Raw genomic sequence first — 17237 nt, 5'->3', positions numbered from 1 at the left:
CTCTCGACTCGACCGAGTCACCTGAATCCCGCGCATCACGCGCGATCACGCGAACCGAAAGCGGAGAAACACCATGGAACGCATCGACTGCGACGTCGTCATCGTCGGAGCGGGGGCCTCGGGCCTCACCGCCGCGAACAAGCTGAAGGACGCCGGCAAGTCCGTCGTCGTGCTCGAGGCGCGCGACCGCATCGGCGGCCGCCTCTGGACCGACGACATCGACGGCGCCATGCTCGAGATCGGCGGCCAGTGGGTCTCGCCCGACCAGGACGCCCTGATCGAGACGATCGCCGACCTCGGCCTCGAGACCTACTCGCGCTACCGCGAGGGCGAGAACGTCTACATCGGCGAGACCGGCGAACGCCGCCTCTTCGAGGGCGACATCTTCCCGGTGCCCGCGAAGACCGAGGGCGAGATCGTCGGCCTCATCGAGAAGCTCGACGCGCTCGTCGCCGAGATCGACCCCGACGCGCCGTGGGCCCACCCGCGCGCGAAGGAGCTCGACGAGGTCAGCTTCGCGGAGTGGCTCGGCACGCAGACCGACGACGAAGAGGCCAAGCTCAACATCGGCATGTTCATCGCCGGTGCGATGCTCACCAAGCCCGCGCACGCGTTCTCGGCGCTGCAGGCACTGCTCATGGCCGCCTCGGCGGGTTCGTTCTCGAACCTCGTCGACGCCGACTTCATCCTCGACAAGCGCGTCGTCGGCGGCCTGCAGCAGGTGCCGCTCGGCCTCGCGGCCAAGCTCGGCGGCGCCGTGCGCCTCGGCCAGCCCGTGCGCACCATCCGCTGGAACCCCGACAACCTCGCCGAGGGCGTCGTCGCCGTCACCGAGTCGCTCGAGGTGCACGCCCAGCGCGTGATCGTCGCCGTGCCGCCCGTGCTCATCAGCCGCATCTCGTACGAGCCGCCGCTGCCGCGCCGCCAGCACCAGCTGCACCAGCACCTCTCGATGGGCTTCGTCATCAAGGTGCACGCCGTCTACGAGACGCCGTTCTGGCGCGAAGACGGCCTGAGCGGCACGGCGTTCAGCCCCTACGAGCTCGTGCACGAGGCCTACGACAACTCCAACCACGACGACCCGCGCGGCACGCTCGTCGGCTTCGTCTCCGACGAGGAGGCCGACGGCGTCTTCACGCTCTCGGCCGAGGAGCGCAAGGAGCGCATCCTCGAGTCGATGTCGCACTACTACGGCGAGCAGACGAAGAACCCGGTCGTCTACTACGAGTCCGACTGGGGCTCCGAGGAGTGGACCCGCGGCGCGTACGCGGCGAGCTTCGACATGGGCGGACTGGCTCGATACGGCTCCGATCTCCGCGCGCCCGTCGGTCCGATCCACTTCTCGTGCAGCGACATGGCGGGCAAGGGCTACCAGCACGTCGACGGCGCGATCCGGGTGGGCCGCGAGGTCGCCGCAGAGATCCTGGCCGGCTGATGAACGCGGGGGCGCCGGGCGCGTCGGCGGCATCGGCGGCATCGGGGGCATCCGGGGCGGATGCCGCGCTGCCGCGCATCGTGGTCGGCTACACGGCCAACGAGAGCGGCGCCGACGCGCTGGCCCTCGCGACCCGTCTCGCGACCGCGAGCGAGGCGCAGCTCGACGTCGTCATGGTGCTCCCGAGCGAGGCCCGCTCGAGCACGGTGCCCTCCGACGTCGGCTACGAGCGCCACCTCAAGGCACGCTCGCGCGAGTGGCTGACCGAGGCGTCGTCCAAGCTCGACGCCGAGGTCGCGCAGTCGCTGCACGTGCGCTACGCCGAGTCCTTCGCCGAGGGACTCATCGCGGCCGCGCACGAGTTCGGGGCGTCGCTCATCGTCGTGGGCGCCGCTCGCGGCGGCATCCTCGGGCGTTCGCGCATCGGGTCGGTCGCCAACGAGCTGCTGCACTCGTCGGATGTGCCCGTGGCGCTCGCGCCCTCCGGATCACGCGAGCTCGCGGCATCCGTCGGCGTCTCCCGCATCACCGCGGCGCTCGGCACGCGACCCGGCGCAGGCGTGCTGCTCGACGCCGCCGTGCGCCTCACGAAGGCCATGCGCGCTCCGCTCCGCCTGCTCTCGCTCGTGCCGATCGACCTGCCCGCCGGCATGGACGAGGGCCTCGCGGAGCTCACGAGCGAGGCGCACGCCGACGAGGTTCTCGTGGCCGCCAAGCGCGCGCTGCCCGCCGGCGTCGAGACCACGGCCGAGGTCGCCACGGGCGACACGATCGAGGCCGCCGTCCGCAGCCTCGACTGGCACGAGGGCGAGATCGTGCTCGTCGCCTCGAGCCGCCTGGCGACCCCGAGCCACCTCTTCCTCGGTTCGACGGCGTCGAAGATGCTGCGCGAACTGCCGGTGCCGATGATCGTCGTGCCGCGCTCCAACGGACCCCGTGCCAACGGGTCGCGCACGACCGGAAAGGCCGCATCATGACGAACCAACCCGATCCCGCGTCGAGCGCACCGCTCACCTCCGCGAGCGCCGCCGTCGACGCCTCCGAGCAGGGCGGTCTCTCGAAGAAGGGCCTCTCGGCCGGATCGGTCGGCCTGATCGGCGCGATCGTCATCGGCATCAGCTGCATCGCCCCGGCCTACACGCTGACGGCGGCCCTCGGCCCGACCGTGTCGGAAGTGGGCGTGCAGGTTCCGGCCATCATCCTCGTCGGGTTCATCCCGATGCTGCTGGTGGCGCTCGGCTACCGCGAGCTCAACAAGCGCATGCCCGACTCGGGCACGTCCTTCACCTGGGCGACGCGCGCGTTCGGCCCTTGGGTGGGCTGGATGGCCGGGTGGGGGCTCGTGGCCGCCACCATCCTCGTGCTCTCGAACCTCGCCGGCATCGCCGTCGACTTCCTGTTCCTGCTCATCGCGCAGGTCTCGGGCAACCCCGGCATCGCCGACCTGGCCCTGAACCCGTTCATCAACATCGCGGTGTGCCTGCTCTTCATGCTCGGCGCGACCTGGGTGTCGTACCGCGACATGCAGACCACACAGAAGCTGCAGTACTGGCTCGTCGGGTTCCAGATCCTCGTGCTCGTGACCTTCTCGGTCGCAGCGCTCATCGAGACGGCCAACGGCAACGCGTTCGACGCGACGCCCATCGAGCTGTCGTGGTTCAACCCGTTCGCGGTCGAGTCGTTCTCCGCGTTCGCCGCCGGGCTGTCGCTTTCGATCTTCATCTTCTGGGGCTGGGACGTGACCCTGACGATGAACGAGGAGACGCGGGGCTCCGACAAGACCCCCGGCCGCGCGGCGACCATCACCGTCGTCACGATCGTGGTGCTCTACCTGCTCATCTCGGTCTCGCTGATCGCCTTCGCCGGCGTCGGCACCGGCGAGTACGGACTCGGCAACCCCGACATCCAGGACAACGTGTTCTTCCACCTCGCCGGTCCGATCCTCGGCCCGCTCGCGGTGCTCGTCTCGCTCGCGGTGCTCACCAGCTCGGCGTCGAGCCTGCAGTCGACCTTCGTGTCGCCCGCGCGCACCCTCCTCGCCATGGGCCACTACGGCGCGATGCCCGAGAAGTTCGCGAGCGTCAGCCCGCGCTTCTTCACGCCCGGGTACGCGACCATCGTCTCGGCGATCGTCGCATCGGTCTTCTACACCGTCATGCGCCTGCTCAGCGAGAACGTGCTCTGGGACACCATCACGGCGCTCGGCATGATGATCTGCTTCTACTACGGCATCACGGCGTTCGCCTGCGTCTGGTTCTTCCGCAAGGTTTGGTTCAGGTCGGTGCGCAACGTCGTCTACACCCTGCTCGCGCCGCTCATCGGCGGCGTGATCCTCGGCGTGCTGTTCTTCACCACGCTCATCGACTCGATGGACCCCGACTACGGTTCCGGCTCCTCGGTCGGCGGGGTCGGGCTCGTGTTCGTGCTCGGCATGGTCGTGCTGCTCGGCGGCGTCGTCGTGATGCTGTGGCAGTGGCGCAAGCGCCCGGCGTTCTTCCGCGGCGAGACGCTGTCGCGGGCGGTCGCGAGCGAGTAGCCCCGCTCCCGCCGCGCCGCCGGTTCGCCGGTCGCCGGTCGAGTCGGCGCACCAGCGCCGTATCGAGACCAGCGCCGCTCGGCGCCCACAGACAGATGAGGCCGCCTCCCGCGACACCGGGGGGCGGCCTCATCCTTTCCTTCTTCGTGCGCCTTCGCGCGTTCGCGCGGCGACCCGGTCAGTCCGCCAGCGCATCCCAGCGCTTGAGGAGGGTCGCGAGGGCCTCGCGCGTCACGGTGCTCGTCGGACCGAAGGTTCCCTTGACGGTCGTGATGCGCTCGGCGGCGAGCCACTCGATCGACGTGAAGTACGTCGAGCCCTTCGGCACGTCGCTGAACGTCGCCTTCGCGGGTGCCGCGAAGGCCGGCTCGGCGGCTCGGTACAGGAACGCGGCGGCCTCCTGTCGCTTGAGGGCGGCCGACGGGCTGAACGACCCGGTCGACGAGGTGATGCCCTCGCGCTTCATCCACTCGATCGCGGCGTAGGCCTCGTGGCTCGCGGGCACGTCGCGGAACGTCGGCTTCGCGGGGAGCGCGAACTCGGGCGATCCGGCCAGACGGTAGAGCGCGACCGCGATGGTCGACCGGGTCGCGGCGCGGGTCGAGTCGAAGCGCACGACGCCGTCGGCGCCGCGGACGCCGTCGATGACGCCCTCGGCCCCCGCCCAGCGCACATTCGCCGTGTGACCGCCCGTCCCGGTGACGTCCGCGAAGCGCGGCAGCAGCGCGGCGGTCGGCGCAGAGGTCGCGACGAGCGCGGGCTCGCCGGGGCGGATGCCGGTGACCTCGACGGTGATCGCGCTGCCCGCCTCGGCATCGGCGGGCGTGAACTCGGCCGCGGTGGCGCCGTCGACGGGGTCGCCGCCGGCGAGCCACCGGTAGGCGAGTTCGGCGCCGGGCCCCCAGTCGCCGGCCGCGGCCGTGAGCGCCTGGCCGACCTGGGCGGTGCCCGTCACGGTCGGCGTGGGAGCGGGCTCGGGCTCGGGTGCGGTGCGCGTCATGACCGCGGAGACGCCCTCGAACGCGCCGCCGTTCGGCGCCTCGAGCACGGTCGCCTCGGCCTGCGTCGCCGCGTTCTGCCAGAACTGGGTGGCGTAGGGCTCCGCGGATGCGCCGCGGTCCTCGAACTTCGCGATGTAGTTTCCGGGGGGCATGCCGCCGGCCATGTACGAGATGTCGTCTCCGGCGCCGCCGTGCGCGGGCGGCTCGACCCAGTTGCCGGGGGTGCGCTCGTACAGGAGCACGAGTCGGGCATCGGGAGCGGCCCCGCCGTGCTCGTCGGTGATGCGGCCGCTGATCGAGACGCCGGGGCGGGTCTCGACGTTGACGTCGGCGGTCTCGGCCGACGCGGCGACCGTGACGGCCGCGGCATCCTCGGGGTAGTAGCCCCCGCCGTGGTAGGTGGCGGCCCAGCGGGCGCTCGACGAGCCGTAGGTCAGCACCGTGTACTCGCCGGGAGCGAGGCCCGACACGCGGTACCCGCCGTCGGCGGTCGACTGGGCCGAGGTGACCCGTTCCCAGGCGCCGGCGGGGTTCTCGCGCAGCACGTCGAAGTACGCGCCGGCCGAGGGGGCGCCCTCGCCTGCGGCGTTCTCGGTGAGGGTGCCCGAGATCGAGCCGCCCGCGGTCAGCTCCGCGTCGATGCCGTCGATCACGTCGCCCGGCGCGACGGTGAGCGTCGTCGCCGAGGCGCGGTCGGCGACGCCCTGCCAGTACTGCTGGCCGAGATCGCCGTCGTGGTCCGAGAAGCCGACCACGTAGTCGGCCTGCTCGAGTCCGGCGAGCCGGTACGTTCCGTCGGCGGCCGTGGTGGCGGTGACCGTGTCGACCCATCGATCGGGCGAGCCCGCGTACGTCGCGGAGACCGCGACGCCCTCGACGGGTGCTCCGCCGGTCGTGACGGTGCCCTCGATGGCCGCGCCCGCGTTCAGGGCGAAGTCGGCGGTGAAGGCGGCGCCGGCGGTCAGGTCGACGCGGGTCGCGGCATCGGCCGTGTAGACGTCCTGCCAGTACTCGTCGACGAGCTCGGTCGTGCTGCCCCATCCGGGCCCGGACTTCAGCACGTACTCGCCGGCGGGCAGGCCCGTGATGGCATAGCTGCCGTCGGCGGCGACCGAGGCGCCGCCGCGGGTGCTGTTCAGGTCGCCCGAGAGGTAGGCGTAGACGTAGGCGCCCGACACGGGTGCACCGTCGCCGTCGACCACGGTGCCCGAGACGGTGGCCCCGACCTCGAGCGTCGGCGCGATCGTCGCGGCGGCACCGGCCGGCACCTCGATGTCGGTCGCGGCCTCGAGCGTCTGCGCGCCGTCCCAGTACTCGCGCACGTACTGCGCGGTCGCGGCCTGCGGCCCGAGTGCGGCCCGATAGGTGCCCGGCTCGAGGCCCTCGATCGCGAACGTGCCGTCCGCAGCGGTCTTGGCGCTCTGCCCGTTCGCCCACAGGAGGGTCCAGCAGTCGGCCTGCTGCGTCGGATCGAAGTCGGGGTCGCAGTGGAAGAGCTGCACGAGCACGCCCTCCAACGGCGCGCCGGCTTCGCCCGTGACGACGCCCGTGATCGAGCCCGCGGCGGGCTCGGCGGCGTTCGCGGCGGGGGCGCCGACGGCCACGAGGCCGAGGGCCATCGCGATGGCCGCGATCCCTCCGAGGAGTCTGCGACCGCCCGGCCGCGAGGGTCGTGCGAGGTCTGGGGAGTTCATGGGTGCCCTTCCGTCGTCGTCTGCCTGCGTGTTCACGCTAGGCAGCCCTCGATGTCGCGGCCATGGGCAGCACTCCCCGTGCTGCTGGGGCGCAGATGGGTGCGGCGGGAGGAGATCACGCAGGGAGGAGGAGGATTTCCGCGATCGGATCCTCCCGAGCGAGCGATCTCCTCCCGCCGGCGTGCACCAGGGGAGCGGATGCCGCGGACGGCCCGTCTACGCGGCGACGCCGTCTGCGTCTGCGTCTGCCTCGGCGACCGCGAACACCGTCGCGCCCGCGACGACCGTGCGGATCACGCGCGCCGTGAGCAGCGACGCCTCGCCCTCGGCGAACGGGTCGACGTCGAGCACGGCGAAGTCGGCGGCGAGCCCGGCGGCCAGGCGTCCGCGCGTGTCGCCGTCGCCGCACGAGGCGGCTGCGTCGCGGGTCGCGTGCCCGATCGCCTCGGCGAGGGGCAGCGCGAACCCGGGCAGCGAGGGCTCGAACGACGGGTCGAGCGCCGAACGCCGGGTGGCGGCCACGTACATGTTGTGCAGGGCCTCGTGCGGCGCGGTCGGGGCGTCGGTCGAGAACGCGAGCAGCGCGCCGGCATCGACGAACTCGGGCCAGGCGAATGCCCGGTCGACGCGCTCGTCGCCGAGCATCGCGACCCAGTTGTCGAAGATCGCGGGGTCGGCGTGCACGGGCTGCATCGATGCAGTGACGCCGAGGCGCGACATCCGCTCGGCCGTACCGGGGGCCGCGTACTCGAGGTGCTCGATGCGGTGGCGGCGGGGCAGGTCGCCGTTCACCTCGACGGCGTGCTCGATCGCGTCGAGGGCGATGTCGCTCGCGTAGTCGCCGATCGCGTGCTGCGCGACCTGCAGGCCCGCGGCGTCGGCGGCGGCGACCACGGGCTTCAACGCGTCGAGCGGCCAGATCGGCTCGGCGTTCGATCCGTCGGCGTACGGATGCCGCATGGCGGCCGTGCACGCGTCGATCACGCCGTCGAGCACGAGCTTGATGCCCACGATGCGCAGCCACGGCGCGGTCGGCGCGGCGGCCGTCTCGGCGGCGAGGCGAGCGGCGTGCTCGACCTGCGCGAGGTTCGCGTCCGCGTCGCCCGTGTTGGCGACGAACCAGTGCGCGGCGACACGGATCGGCAGCGAGCCGTCCCTGCGGTCGATCGCGCGCTGGAACGCGGCGAGTCCGAGCTCGTCGAAGGCCATGTCGACGACGCCCGTGACGCCCGTGGCGAGGTAGGCGTCGATCGTGCGCTCGACGGCCGCGTCGCGATCGGCGTCGGTCGTGAGGTTCGCGAGGTGCTCCCACACGAACTGCTGCGCGGCGGTCTCGTAGAGCATGCCGTCGGGCTCGCCGTCGGCGTCGCGCCCGATGCGCCCGCCGATGGGGTCGGGCGTCTCGCGCGTGATGCCGAGGTCGGCGAGCGCGGCGGAGTTGACCCAGCACGAGTGGTAGTCGTTCGCGTCGAGGAACACCGGCACGTCGGCGACCGCGGCGTCGATCATGGCCGCGGTCGGCGCGCCGGGCACCGAGTCGAACAGCCAGCCCCGGCCGAGCACGCGAGGTGCGGTCGGGTCGGCGGCGCGTGCGGAGCGCAGTCGTGCCTGGATCTCGTCGAGCGTGCGGGCGTCGGTGAGCGGGACCCGGCCGAGCGCGTCGCCCATCATGACGAGGTGCGTGTGCGCGTCGGTGAAGCCGGGCAGCACGAGCCGGCCGTCGAGGTCGACGACGTCGGCCCCGTCACCGGCCGCCGCGACGGCGCCCTCGAGCTCGCCGACGTACGCGAGCACGTCGCCGTCGACGACGAACGCCTCGGCCCAGGGGCCGGAACCCGACCCGGCGGGCTCGGCCGTGAAGACGCGGGCGTTGCGGTAGATCGTGCGGCTCATGCGAGCACCTCGTCGGCGTCGGTCGCGGCGGCCGTCGCGGTCGAGGCGGCGAGGGCGGCACCCGCCCGCTCGGCCTTCTCGTGCAGCGTCGACACGTGCGCGGCGAACGCGGCGGGCACGGCGAGCACGAAGCTCGCGATGCCGAGCACGACCGTGAAGCCCTGGAATCCGAAGACCTCGACGAGCGCGGCGCCGATGACCGGCGTGAGCGCCGAGCCCACGAGGTAGACGGCGAGCAGCGGGCCCGACCAGCGGCCCTCGACGTCGAGCGCGGCCGAGGTCGAGACGAAGTACATGAAGGCGATGGCGTAGATGGTGTTCCACGCGATGAAGACGACGATGAACATGGTCGGGTCGGCGACGAAGCCCTCGACGATCTTCAGCACGCCGCCGAGCACGAGCAGCACGACGAGCGGCACGGCGCGGCCGAGGCGGTTGCCGATGATCATGAGCAGGATCGAGCCGACCAGGCCGCCGGCGGTCGCACCGCTGAGCGCGAGGCCGAGGCCCTCGGGGGTGAGTGCGGCCTGCTCGGCGCCCATGACGCCGGCCATGGCCCAGAGCGAGTCCTCGCTCACGGCCCAGAGCGCGAAGGTCGCGAGCAGCACGAAGCCGGCGATGGTCGCGAGGCGGGTCGGACGGGCGGATGCCGCGGCGCGGGCCTTGATCGCCGGAATGGCCGAGGTCTCGGGCACCTCGACGGGCATGGCCTCGGCGACGGCCGCTCCGGCCTGCGGCGCGAGCACGGGAGCGGCCGGGAGCCAGCCGCTCACGAGGAGCGAGACCGCGGAGAAGAGGGCGAGCGCGCCGAACACGTCGATCGGGGCGAGGCCGATCAGCGGGATGACGGCGAGGATCACGGTGACGATCGCGCGGTTCGCGAGGCCGTTGAAGCCCGCGACGCGGTCGGGGTTCGTGAACGCGGCGATCGCGGCGCCCGAGGCGGCCACGGCGCCACCGGCGCCGACCCCGCCGAGCAGCAGGCCGGCGACCACCACGCCCGGAACGGCGATGAGGGCGGCCGCGCCGAAGCCGAGGATCGCGAGCACGAGGCCGACGCGGGCCACGAGCAGGCGGCGGGGCCCGGCGCAGAGCGGGGCGATCGCGAGGCCCGTGATCGCGGTGGCGAGCAGGGCGCCCGTCACGATCCAGCTGGCCGTGAGCACATCGGTGCCGAGGGCGCTCTGGAGGGCCGTGATCATGTACGGCGACAGGTTGACGCCGAGGTAGCCGGCGATGCCGATGGTGAAGGTCGCGGTCGCGGTGGGCAGGCGCAGGGGCACTCGCGCGCCCTGGTCGATGCCGTGGTCGAGGTCGGTCATGTGCATTCTCCGTGGGGGTGGGCACTCCGTCGTGCCGGATGGGGGAGGCGTCGGCAGGGGTGTCGCGACGCCATAAGCGAATGGTGTTCGTTTATTATGCATATCGAGGTCGCATCCGGGAAGAGGGTTACCCTGATCCGGGACATTCGGCACCGGCATGCCGTGACCCGGGCCGTCGAGCCCGCGACATCCGACAGGCCGCGACATCCGACACCCACGACATCCGATGGAGGAGGCGTACATGGCCAGGCCCAAGGTGCCCCTGCTCTCGGTCGATCGCATCGCGGATGCCGCACTCGAACTCGTCGACTCGGGCCAGCCGTTCGGGGTCAACGCCCTCGCCCGCCGCCTCGGCGTCACGCCCTCGTCGCTCTACAACCACGTCGACGGGCGCGACGGCATCATCGAGCTCATGCGCGGGCGATTCTCGCGCGAGGCGAACGCCGGAGCGCAGGCCGCGGAGGGCGAATGGCACGAGGTCGTCGCCGAGACCCTGCGGGCGCAGCGCCGCATGTACGCGGCCCACCCGAACCTCGTTCCCCTCATCGTGGGCAAGACCATCACCGACCCGTACGTCATCGGCAGCTACGACCGGCTGGCGACGACCCTGCTCGCCGCCGGCTTCCCCGACGACGAGGTGCTCGGCGTCATCGCGATCCTCGACGCCTACGCGATCGGCATGGGCCTCGACCTCGCCTCGCCCCACGACGTCTGGCAGCCCGAGGGCGAGACCGAGAACCTCGGCCGCCTGCTCGACGACGCGCCGCACGGCGAGGAACGCTCCGACCGGGCGTTCGAGCTCGGCCTCGAGTTCCTCATCGACTCGCTGCGCGGGCGCCTCGCCCGCCTCCTCGCCTGACCGGCACACGAACGGCCGCCCGAGGCATCCGCCCGCCCATGCGCTCCTGCGCGGACGCAGATGGTCGCCTCGACGGCCGAATGACGACCGTTCGCGTCCGCGGCGCGTCCGCGGCGCGTCCGCGGCGCACCCCCGGCGCACCCTCACCCGGCCGCGCCGCCACGGTGTACCGTCGGCACAGGAGACGGCGATCGGGGGAGCCATGTCGACCACGCGACCGACGGCTGCACCATCGTCGGGGCAGCCGCCCACCGTGCACCTCGGCACCGGAAGCCTCACCGCGGTCGTGGTCGGCTCGATGGTCGGCGCGGGCGTGTTCTCGCTGCCGGGCCAGTTCGCCGCGAACACGGGCGTCGTCGGCGCCCTCATCGCATGGACGATCGCCGGCGCCGGCATGCTCATGCTCGCCTTCACGTTCCAGGCGCTCGCGAACCGCAAGCCGCACCTCGACGCGGGCGTCTACTCTTATGCGAAGACGGGCTTCGGCGACCTGCTCGGCTTCTTCTCGGCGTTCGGCTACTGGGCGAGCGCGTGCGTCGGCAACGTGACGTACTGGGTGCTCATCATGTCGACGCTCGGGGCGTGGATCCCCGCGCTCGGCGACGGCGACACCGTCATCGCGATGCTCGGCGCGACCGCCGGGCTCTGGGTGACGTTCCTGCTCGTGCGCCGCGGGGTGCGCGAGGCGGCGGCCGTGAACCGCATCGTGACGGTCGCGAAGCTCGTGCCGATCGTCGTGTTCATCGTCATCTCGCTGACCGTGCTCGACCCAGAGGTGTTCGCCGCGAACCTGCTCGGCGGCGTCGATGCGGGCCCGCTCTTCGACCAGGTGCGCGGCACCATGCTCGTCACGGTCTTCGCGTTCCTCGGCGTCGAGGGCGCGAGCGTCTACTCGCGGCATGCACGACGGCGGGCGGATGTCGGCAGGGCCACCGTGCTCGGCTTCCTCTCGGTGCTCGCGGTCTTCGCGTCGGTCACGATCGTGTCGTACGGCGTGCTGCCGGCCGACGAGATCGCGGCGCTGCACGAACCCTCGATGGCGGGCGTGCTCGAGGCCGCCGTCGGCGAGTGGGGCGCCGTGCTCGTGAGCATCGCGCTCATCGTCGCCGTGCTGGGCGCCTACCTCGCGTGGACCCTCATGGCCGCCGAGGTCGTCTTCACCGCCGCTCGCGACGGCGACTTCCCGCGCGTCTTCGCGACCATGAGCCCGCGCGACGTGCCCACCGTCGCCCTGCTCGGCTCGACGATCTTCGCCCAGCTCGTGCTCGTCGTCGCCTACTTCTCCGAGGACGTGTTCGGCTTCGCCCTCGACCTCACCAGCGCGCTCGCCCTCGTGCCGCTCCTGTTCGCGGCCGGCTACCTCCTGAAGATCGCGATCCGCCGCGACGGCTACGGGCCGGATGCCGCGGCGCGCCGCTCGCGCACCCGCGAGCTCGTGATCGGGGCGGTCGCCACCGGCTACGTGATCTTCCTCCTGCTCGGTGCCGGGCTCGAGCTGCTGCTCATCTCCCTTATCGTGCAGGCGCCCGCGACCCTGCTCTACTTCCTGGCCCGCCGCGAGAACGGGCGCCCGCTCATCGCCTCGCGCTGGGACGTCCTCGTGCTGGCCGTCGCCTTCATGGGCGCCGTCGTCGCCGTCGTCGGCCTCTCGGCGGGCTGGCTCGCCATCTGACGCGGGCGCCGCCTCTCTGCTCCGCACCCGATCCAGATGACGGAACCTGCCGCCTCGGGTGGGTCCGATACGACAGGTTGTGGCAGCTCGGCGGCCCCTTGCAACGCGAAGCAGGCGCAGGGACGCCCGGCCGCGGCATCCGCTCGCCGAATAGACTGTGCGGGTGCCAGTGAACCCCGAGCTGCAGGGGCGGGTCTTCCCGCCGGCCGAGCCGTACCTCGTCGGTCGCGAGAAGGTGCGCGAGTTCGCGCGCGCCGTGTTCGCGACGCATCCGATCAACCTCGACCCCGCTGCGGCCCAGGCCGCGGGCTACGCCGACGTCGTCGCGCCGCCCACCTTCGCGGTCGTCGTGCAGGAGCACACGCTCGCGCAGCTGCTCTCCGAGCCCGACGCCGGCATCGACTTCAGCCGCGTCGTGCACGGCGACCAGCGCTTCACGTCGACCCGTCCGATCGTCGCGGGCGACCTGCTCACCGCGACGCTCACGGTGTCGAGCGTCAAGACGCTCGGCCCGCACTCGATGGTGACGGCCGAGACGAACGTGACCGATGCCGCGGGCGAGCACGTCGTGACCGCGATCTCGACCCTCGTGGTCCGAGGTGAGGAGTGATGGCCGCCGTGCAGCAGACCCCCGTGTTCGAGGAGCTCGCCGTGGGCGACGTCGTGGCCGAACAGGAGTTCGCGCTGACCCGCGACTCGCTCGTGCGCTACGCCGGCGCCTCCGGCGACTTCAACCCGATTCACTACCGCGACGACGTCGCCGCCACCGTCGGCCTGCCCGGCGTGCTCGCGCACGGCATGCTCACCATGGGCTTCGCGGTGCAGCCCGTCGTCGGCTGGGCGGGCGACCCCGGCCGGGTGCTCGACTACCAGGTGCGCTTCACGCGGCCCGTGGTCGTCGACCCGTCGTTCGGCGCGACCGTGACCGTGACCGCCAAGGTCGGCCAGCTCGACGCGGAGGCGCGTGCCGCCCGCATCGACCTCACGGTGTCGTTCGACGGCGCGACCGTGCTCGGCAAGGCGCAGGTCCGCGTCGTCCTCGGCTGACGTGGCATCCGACGACGTGGCATCCACCAACCCGGCACCCACCGGACCGACCGAACCGACGTTCGCCGAGCTCACCACGCTGCGCGTCGGCGGGCCGATCCGCCGTCTCGTGACGGTGACGACGCAGCGCGACCTCGTCGACGCCGCCGACGCCGCATGGAGCGACGGCGAGCCCTGGATCGCCCTCGGCGGCGGCTCGAATCTCCTCGTCGGCGACGAGGGCTTCGACGGCACGGTCATCCGCATCGCGACGAAGGGCATCGAGGTGCTTCCGGATGCCGCGGGCAGCGCTCGGGCCGATGACGAGTCCGTTCCGGCGACCGTCCGCATCCGCGTGCAGGCCGGCGAGGTCTGGGACGACCTCGTCGCATGGACCGTCGCGCGCGGCTACTCGGGCATCGAGGCGCTCTCGGGCATCCCCGGATGCGTCGGCGCCGCCCCCGTGCAGAACATCGGCGCCTACGGTCAGGAGCTCGAGTCGACGCTCGTCGCGATCGAGTTCCTCGACGAAGGGGCTTCGACCCCGCGCCGCATGACGGCCGACGAGCTCGACCTCGGCTACCGCACGTCCGTGCTGAAGCAGGGGCTCGCGGGCATCGTCGTGTCGGTCGAGCTCGCGCTGCACGACACGGCCGTCGAGCTCGCCGTGCTCGGCGAGGCGCTCGGCCAGCCCATCGCCTATGCGCAGCTGGCCGGCGCCCTGCACGTCGATCTCGGCGACCGGGTTCCGATCGCCCGCGTGCGCGAGAGCGTGCTCGCCCTGCGCGCCTCGAAGGGCATGGTGCTCGACCCCGACGACCAGGACTCGGTCAGCGCGGGGTCGTTCTTCACGAACCCGATCGTCGGCGAGCACGTCGCGCGGGCGCTGCCGGGCGATGCGCCGCGCTGGTACGTCGAACCCGAGCCGGCCGACGAGGTCGTGCCGCTCGACAACCCGCTCGAGGAGTCGCCGCTCGACCAGTTCCTCGCGCATCAGGCCTCGCTCGAGGCATCCGATCAGGCGACGGATGCCGCGGCCGCCGAACCGGCCGTGAAGCTGTCGGCCGCGTGGCTGATCGAGCGCTCCGGCATCGGTCGCGGATTCGCCCTGCCCGGGTCGCGGGCTGCGATCTCGTCGAAGCACACGCTTGCGCTCACGAATCGCGGGGGAGCGTCGGCCGAGGAGGTCGCGCAGCTCGCGCGCTTCGTGCAGAGCCGCGTGCAGGCCGAGTTCGGCATCCTGCTGCACCCCGAGCCCGTGGTGGTCGGGCTCTCGCTCTGACTGTTCGCCGGTCGAGTAGGCGCGCAGCGTCGTATCGAGACCAGCGGCCGATCGTGCGGCGTCACTGGTCTCGATACGCTCCTTCGTCGCTACTCGACCGGCGGAGTCTTCGACCGGCGGGTGCTACCGAGCCGACGCGGGGGTGCGGCGGGCGCGCTCGCCGCGGCGGATGAGGCCGACGATGCCGAACATCGCCACGACCACGCCGACGGCGATGAGGGCGTAGAGCGAGGCGGCGAGCGGGTTCAGGCCCGTGATCCACGCGTCGGCGGCAAGGCGCCGTGCCGGGTCCACGAGGATCCACAGCGTCAGCGCGGCCGAGCCGCCGAAGATCAGCGCCCACACGAGCGCGCCCCAGCGCACGGTCGGCTTCGGCGCGGGCTCGTTCGCTGCGGTGACGGATGCCGCGGCGTACACGGAGTCGACCTCGTCGCCGGATGCCGCGGGGTCGGCCGGCGGCAGGAACAGCGCGGGCTCGACGGCGGGCGACGCGGGCGCGGCGGGCGACACGGGCGCGGCGGTCGGGGAGGGCACCGGCGTCGTGGCGAAGGCCTCGGTCGCGGCATCCGTGTCGATGACGTCGGTGGCGTCGTCCAGGTGTTCGGCGCCGGGGCGTGAGGTGTTCTCGGTCATGTTCTCGCTCATTCCCAGATCTGGATGTGGACGTCGCCGTTGTACTGCGAGAGCTCGAGTCGCGCATCGACGTGTTCGCCAGGGAGGTATTCCCTGGCGGCCGCGCCGTCGCCGAGCAGGAGCGCGCCGCGGTCGAGGCCGCTGAGCTGGCGGGTGCCCGAGGCGCTCCCGCCGTCGCCGTCGAAGGCCACGATGTCGATGCGTCCGGCGTCGCTCGCGTCGAGCAGCAGGATGGCGTCCGGATCGATCGTGATCCAGGTGCTTCCGTAGGTCTGGGCGAGTTCGACGCGCGGCGTCGGGCCGCTGATCGGGAAGACCGTGACATACGCATCGCCGACCGGCTGCACGAGCCGTTGCGAATCGACGGTGAGATAGATGCTCGCGTTCGGACCGATGAGCGTTCCCTGGGCTCCCAACGTCGCCCCGCCGAGCCCGACGAGCATCGCCAGCAGGGCCGTGATCGTGAGGAACGCGAGTGCCCCGCTGCGGCGCCTGCGGAGGGCCGCGATGATCATGCCGAGTGCGAGCACGAGGGTTCCGGCCGCGAGGGCGACGGGCACCGCGTAGGCGGCGACGTCGGCGTCGCCGAGGGCCCAGAGGGCGACGATCGCTCCGCCGATGAGGCTCACGCCCAGCAGGGTGAACACGAACGCGGCACTCGCACGGGGTCGGCTCGCGCGTCTGGCGGCGCGGGCCGCGTCGGCCTGGCCGGCCAGCGCCCTGGCCTTCTCGCGGTTCTCGGCGGCGGCCTGCGCCTTCGCGGCGCGCGCCGCCTGCTCCTGGCCGGTCTTCCACTCGGTGTGCGCGACGCGCCAGGCCTCGTGCTGCCGGCGCCATTCGGCGATCGCGTCCGCGTCGGCGCCCATCGCGGGCACGGGCGGTTCGGTCGTCGAGACTGCGGCCGCGTCGGTGGTCGGGTCGACGGCGGGGTCGGGCGAAGTCGCGGACGCGGCATCCGTCACCTGAGCGGATGCCGCATCCGCACCCGTCGAACGGGTGTCGCCGCTCGTCGGGGGAACCGGGGCCGTGTGCGTCGCGGCGGCCGCGCTCGCAGCACCTGCGCTCGCAGCCGCCCCGGACGTGGACCCCGACCAGGCTGCGTCGGCTGCGGAAGCCGTTCGCGCACCGGCGCCGCCGGTCGGGGGGTTCTGGGAGTTCTGGGAGGATCGGCGAGCGAGCCAGATGACGAGGGCGACGACGCCGCCCACGAGGAGCAGGGTCCAGATGATGCGCAACGGCACCATGAGGTTGAAGCCGAAGATCGGGTCGGCGAGGTACGGCCAGTCCGTCCACCACTGCCACCCGAGCCAGCCGCCCTGCACCAGGGGGATGAACCCGAGCACGCCCATGACGGCGATGCCGACGATCGCGGGGTCGACGACGCCGCGCGTGAGGCGCTCGAGGTGGATGCGCCCGTCGGTGTCGGGCAGCAGCAGCCAGGCGATCGCGTAGAGCAGCACGAGCGGGGCGCCGAGCACCGCGACCACGACGACGATGCCGCGCACGACGATCGGGTCGATGCCGAGGCGCGCGCCGATGCCGGCGCACACGCCGCCGAGCCATCCGGCTCGGCGCGGCAGCCCGAGTCGTCGCAGCCAGGCGTAGAAGCCGGGGCCGGTGGCGTCCGCGGCATCCGGGCCGAGCGGCCCGCCCGGGGCATCCGTTCGGCCGTCGGTGCCCTGCGAACGAGAGCCCTGCGCGCCGGCACCTGATGAAGCCGAACCGACCGCCTCGTCGACCGACGGTCCGACCTGCGCGGAGTCCCCCTGCACGCCTTCCGGCACTGGGTCGGTCGGCGGGGCGGTCTGGTTCGTCTCCATGTCTCGATGCTGGCAGCGGCGCCGGATGACCCGCTATGGGGTGAGTCCCTGATTCGACCCTGAG

13 protein-coding genes are annotated in these 17237 nt (G+C 72.5%); 8 read left to right on the top strand and 5 right to left on the bottom strand.

What is annotated here, in order from left to right:
* Positions 1 to 34: 34 nt before the first annotated feature.
* From GQR16_RS13130 to GQR16_RS13120, 3 genes are read left to right on the top strand one after another with little or no spacing between them, the layout of a single operon-like run.
* Positions 35 to 1435 (top strand): flavin monoamine oxidase family protein, encoded by a 1401-nt coding sequence (locus GQR16_RS13130; protein WP_281351388.1) that lies wholly within the window; start codon positions 35 to 37, stop codon positions 1433 to 1435.
* Positions 1435 to 2412 (top strand): universal stress protein, encoded by a 978-nt coding sequence (locus GQR16_RS13125; protein ID WP_157415602.1) that lies wholly within the window; start codon positions 1435 to 1437, stop codon positions 2410 to 2412. Before GQR16_RS13130 ends, GQR16_RS13125 begins: the two co-directional genes overlap by 1 nt.
* On the top strand, positions 2409 to 3971 hold the full coding sequence (locus GQR16_RS13120; RefSeq protein WP_157415601.1) for an APC family permease: 1563 nt from the start codon (positions 2409 to 2411) through the stop codon (positions 3969 to 3971). Before GQR16_RS13125 ends, GQR16_RS13120 begins: the two co-directional genes overlap by 4 nt.
* A 178-nt stretch (positions 3972 to 4149) precedes the next feature.
* Here GQR16_RS13120 and GQR16_RS13115 read toward each other — a convergent pair whose 3' ends face one another.
* The 3 genes from GQR16_RS13115 to GQR16_RS13105 form a co-directional block, all read right to left on the bottom strand.
* A complete protein-coding gene (locus GQR16_RS13115; protein WP_157415600.1) occupies positions 4150 to 6666 on the bottom strand; it encodes a carboxypeptidase regulatory-like domain-containing protein in 2517 nt (838 codons plus the stop codon).
* A gap of 216 nt (positions 6667 to 6882) precedes the next feature.
* Entirely contained in the window at positions 6883 to 8559 is a 1677-nt protein-coding gene (locus GQR16_RS13110; RefSeq protein ID WP_157415599.1) for an amidohydrolase, read from the bottom strand.
* Complete coding sequence (locus GQR16_RS13105; RefSeq protein ID WP_157415598.1) at positions 8556 to 9881, bottom strand: MFS transporter; 1326 nt, start codon at positions 9879 to 9881, stop codon at positions 8556 to 8558. Before GQR16_RS13105 ends, GQR16_RS13110 begins: the two co-directional genes overlap by 4 nt.
* A gap of 241 nt (positions 9882 to 10122) precedes the next feature.
* On the opposite strand from GQR16_RS13105, the gene GQR16_RS13100 reads away from it, so the two are divergent.
* The 5 genes from GQR16_RS13100 to GQR16_RS13080 all read left to right on the top strand — a co-directional run bounded on the left by GQR16_RS13100 (position 10123) and on the right by GQR16_RS13080 (position 14720).
* Entirely contained in the window at positions 10123 to 10740 is a 618-nt protein-coding gene (locus GQR16_RS13100; RefSeq protein WP_170298499.1) for a TetR/AcrR family transcriptional regulator, read from the top strand.
* Positions 10741 to 10942: 202 nt separating this feature from the next.
* On the top strand, positions 10943 to 12412 hold the full coding sequence (locus GQR16_RS13095; RefSeq protein ID WP_157415596.1) for a basic amino acid/polyamine antiporter: 1470 nt from the start codon (positions 10943 to 10945) through the stop codon (positions 12410 to 12412).
* A 163-nt stretch (positions 12413 to 12575) separates the two neighbouring features.
* Entirely contained in the window at positions 12576 to 13022 is a 447-nt protein-coding gene (locus tag GQR16_RS13090) for an FAS1-like dehydratase domain-containing protein (protein WP_157415595.1), read from the top strand.
* Entirely contained in the window at positions 13022 to 13459 is a 438-nt protein-coding gene (locus GQR16_RS13085; protein WP_157415594.1) for a MaoC family dehydratase, read from the top strand. Before GQR16_RS13090 ends, GQR16_RS13085 begins: the two co-directional genes overlap by 1 nt.
* A gap of 16 nt (positions 13460 to 13475) precedes the next feature.
* A complete protein-coding gene (locus tag GQR16_RS13080; RefSeq protein WP_157415593.1) occupies positions 13476 to 14720 on the top strand; it encodes a UDP-N-acetylmuramate dehydrogenase in 1245 nt (414 codons plus the stop codon).
* A 123-nt stretch (positions 14721 to 14843) separates the two neighbouring features.
* Here the strand turns inward: GQR16_RS13080 and GQR16_RS13075 are convergent, their stop codons facing one another.
* Entirely contained in the window at positions 14844 to 15353 is a 510-nt protein-coding gene (locus GQR16_RS13075; protein ID WP_157415592.1) for a hypothetical protein, read from the bottom strand.
* 8 nt (positions 15354 to 15361) lie between these two features.
* The gene (locus GQR16_RS13070) at positions 15362 to 17173 is read right to left on the bottom strand and encodes a PspC domain-containing protein (protein WP_157415591.1); all 1812 of its coding nucleotides are present in this window, start codon (positions 17171 to 17173) and stop codon (positions 15362 to 15364) included.
* Between the last annotated feature and the right edge of the window lie 64 nt (positions 17174 to 17237).

Source organism: Agromyces allii (assembly GCF_009749385.1).
GTDB lineage: Bacteria > Actinomycetota > Actinomycetes > Actinomycetales > Microbacteriaceae > Agromyces > Agromyces allii.
Note: the sequence above shows the minus strand (reverse complement) of the source record. Positions and strands in the feature narration are given on the sequence as shown.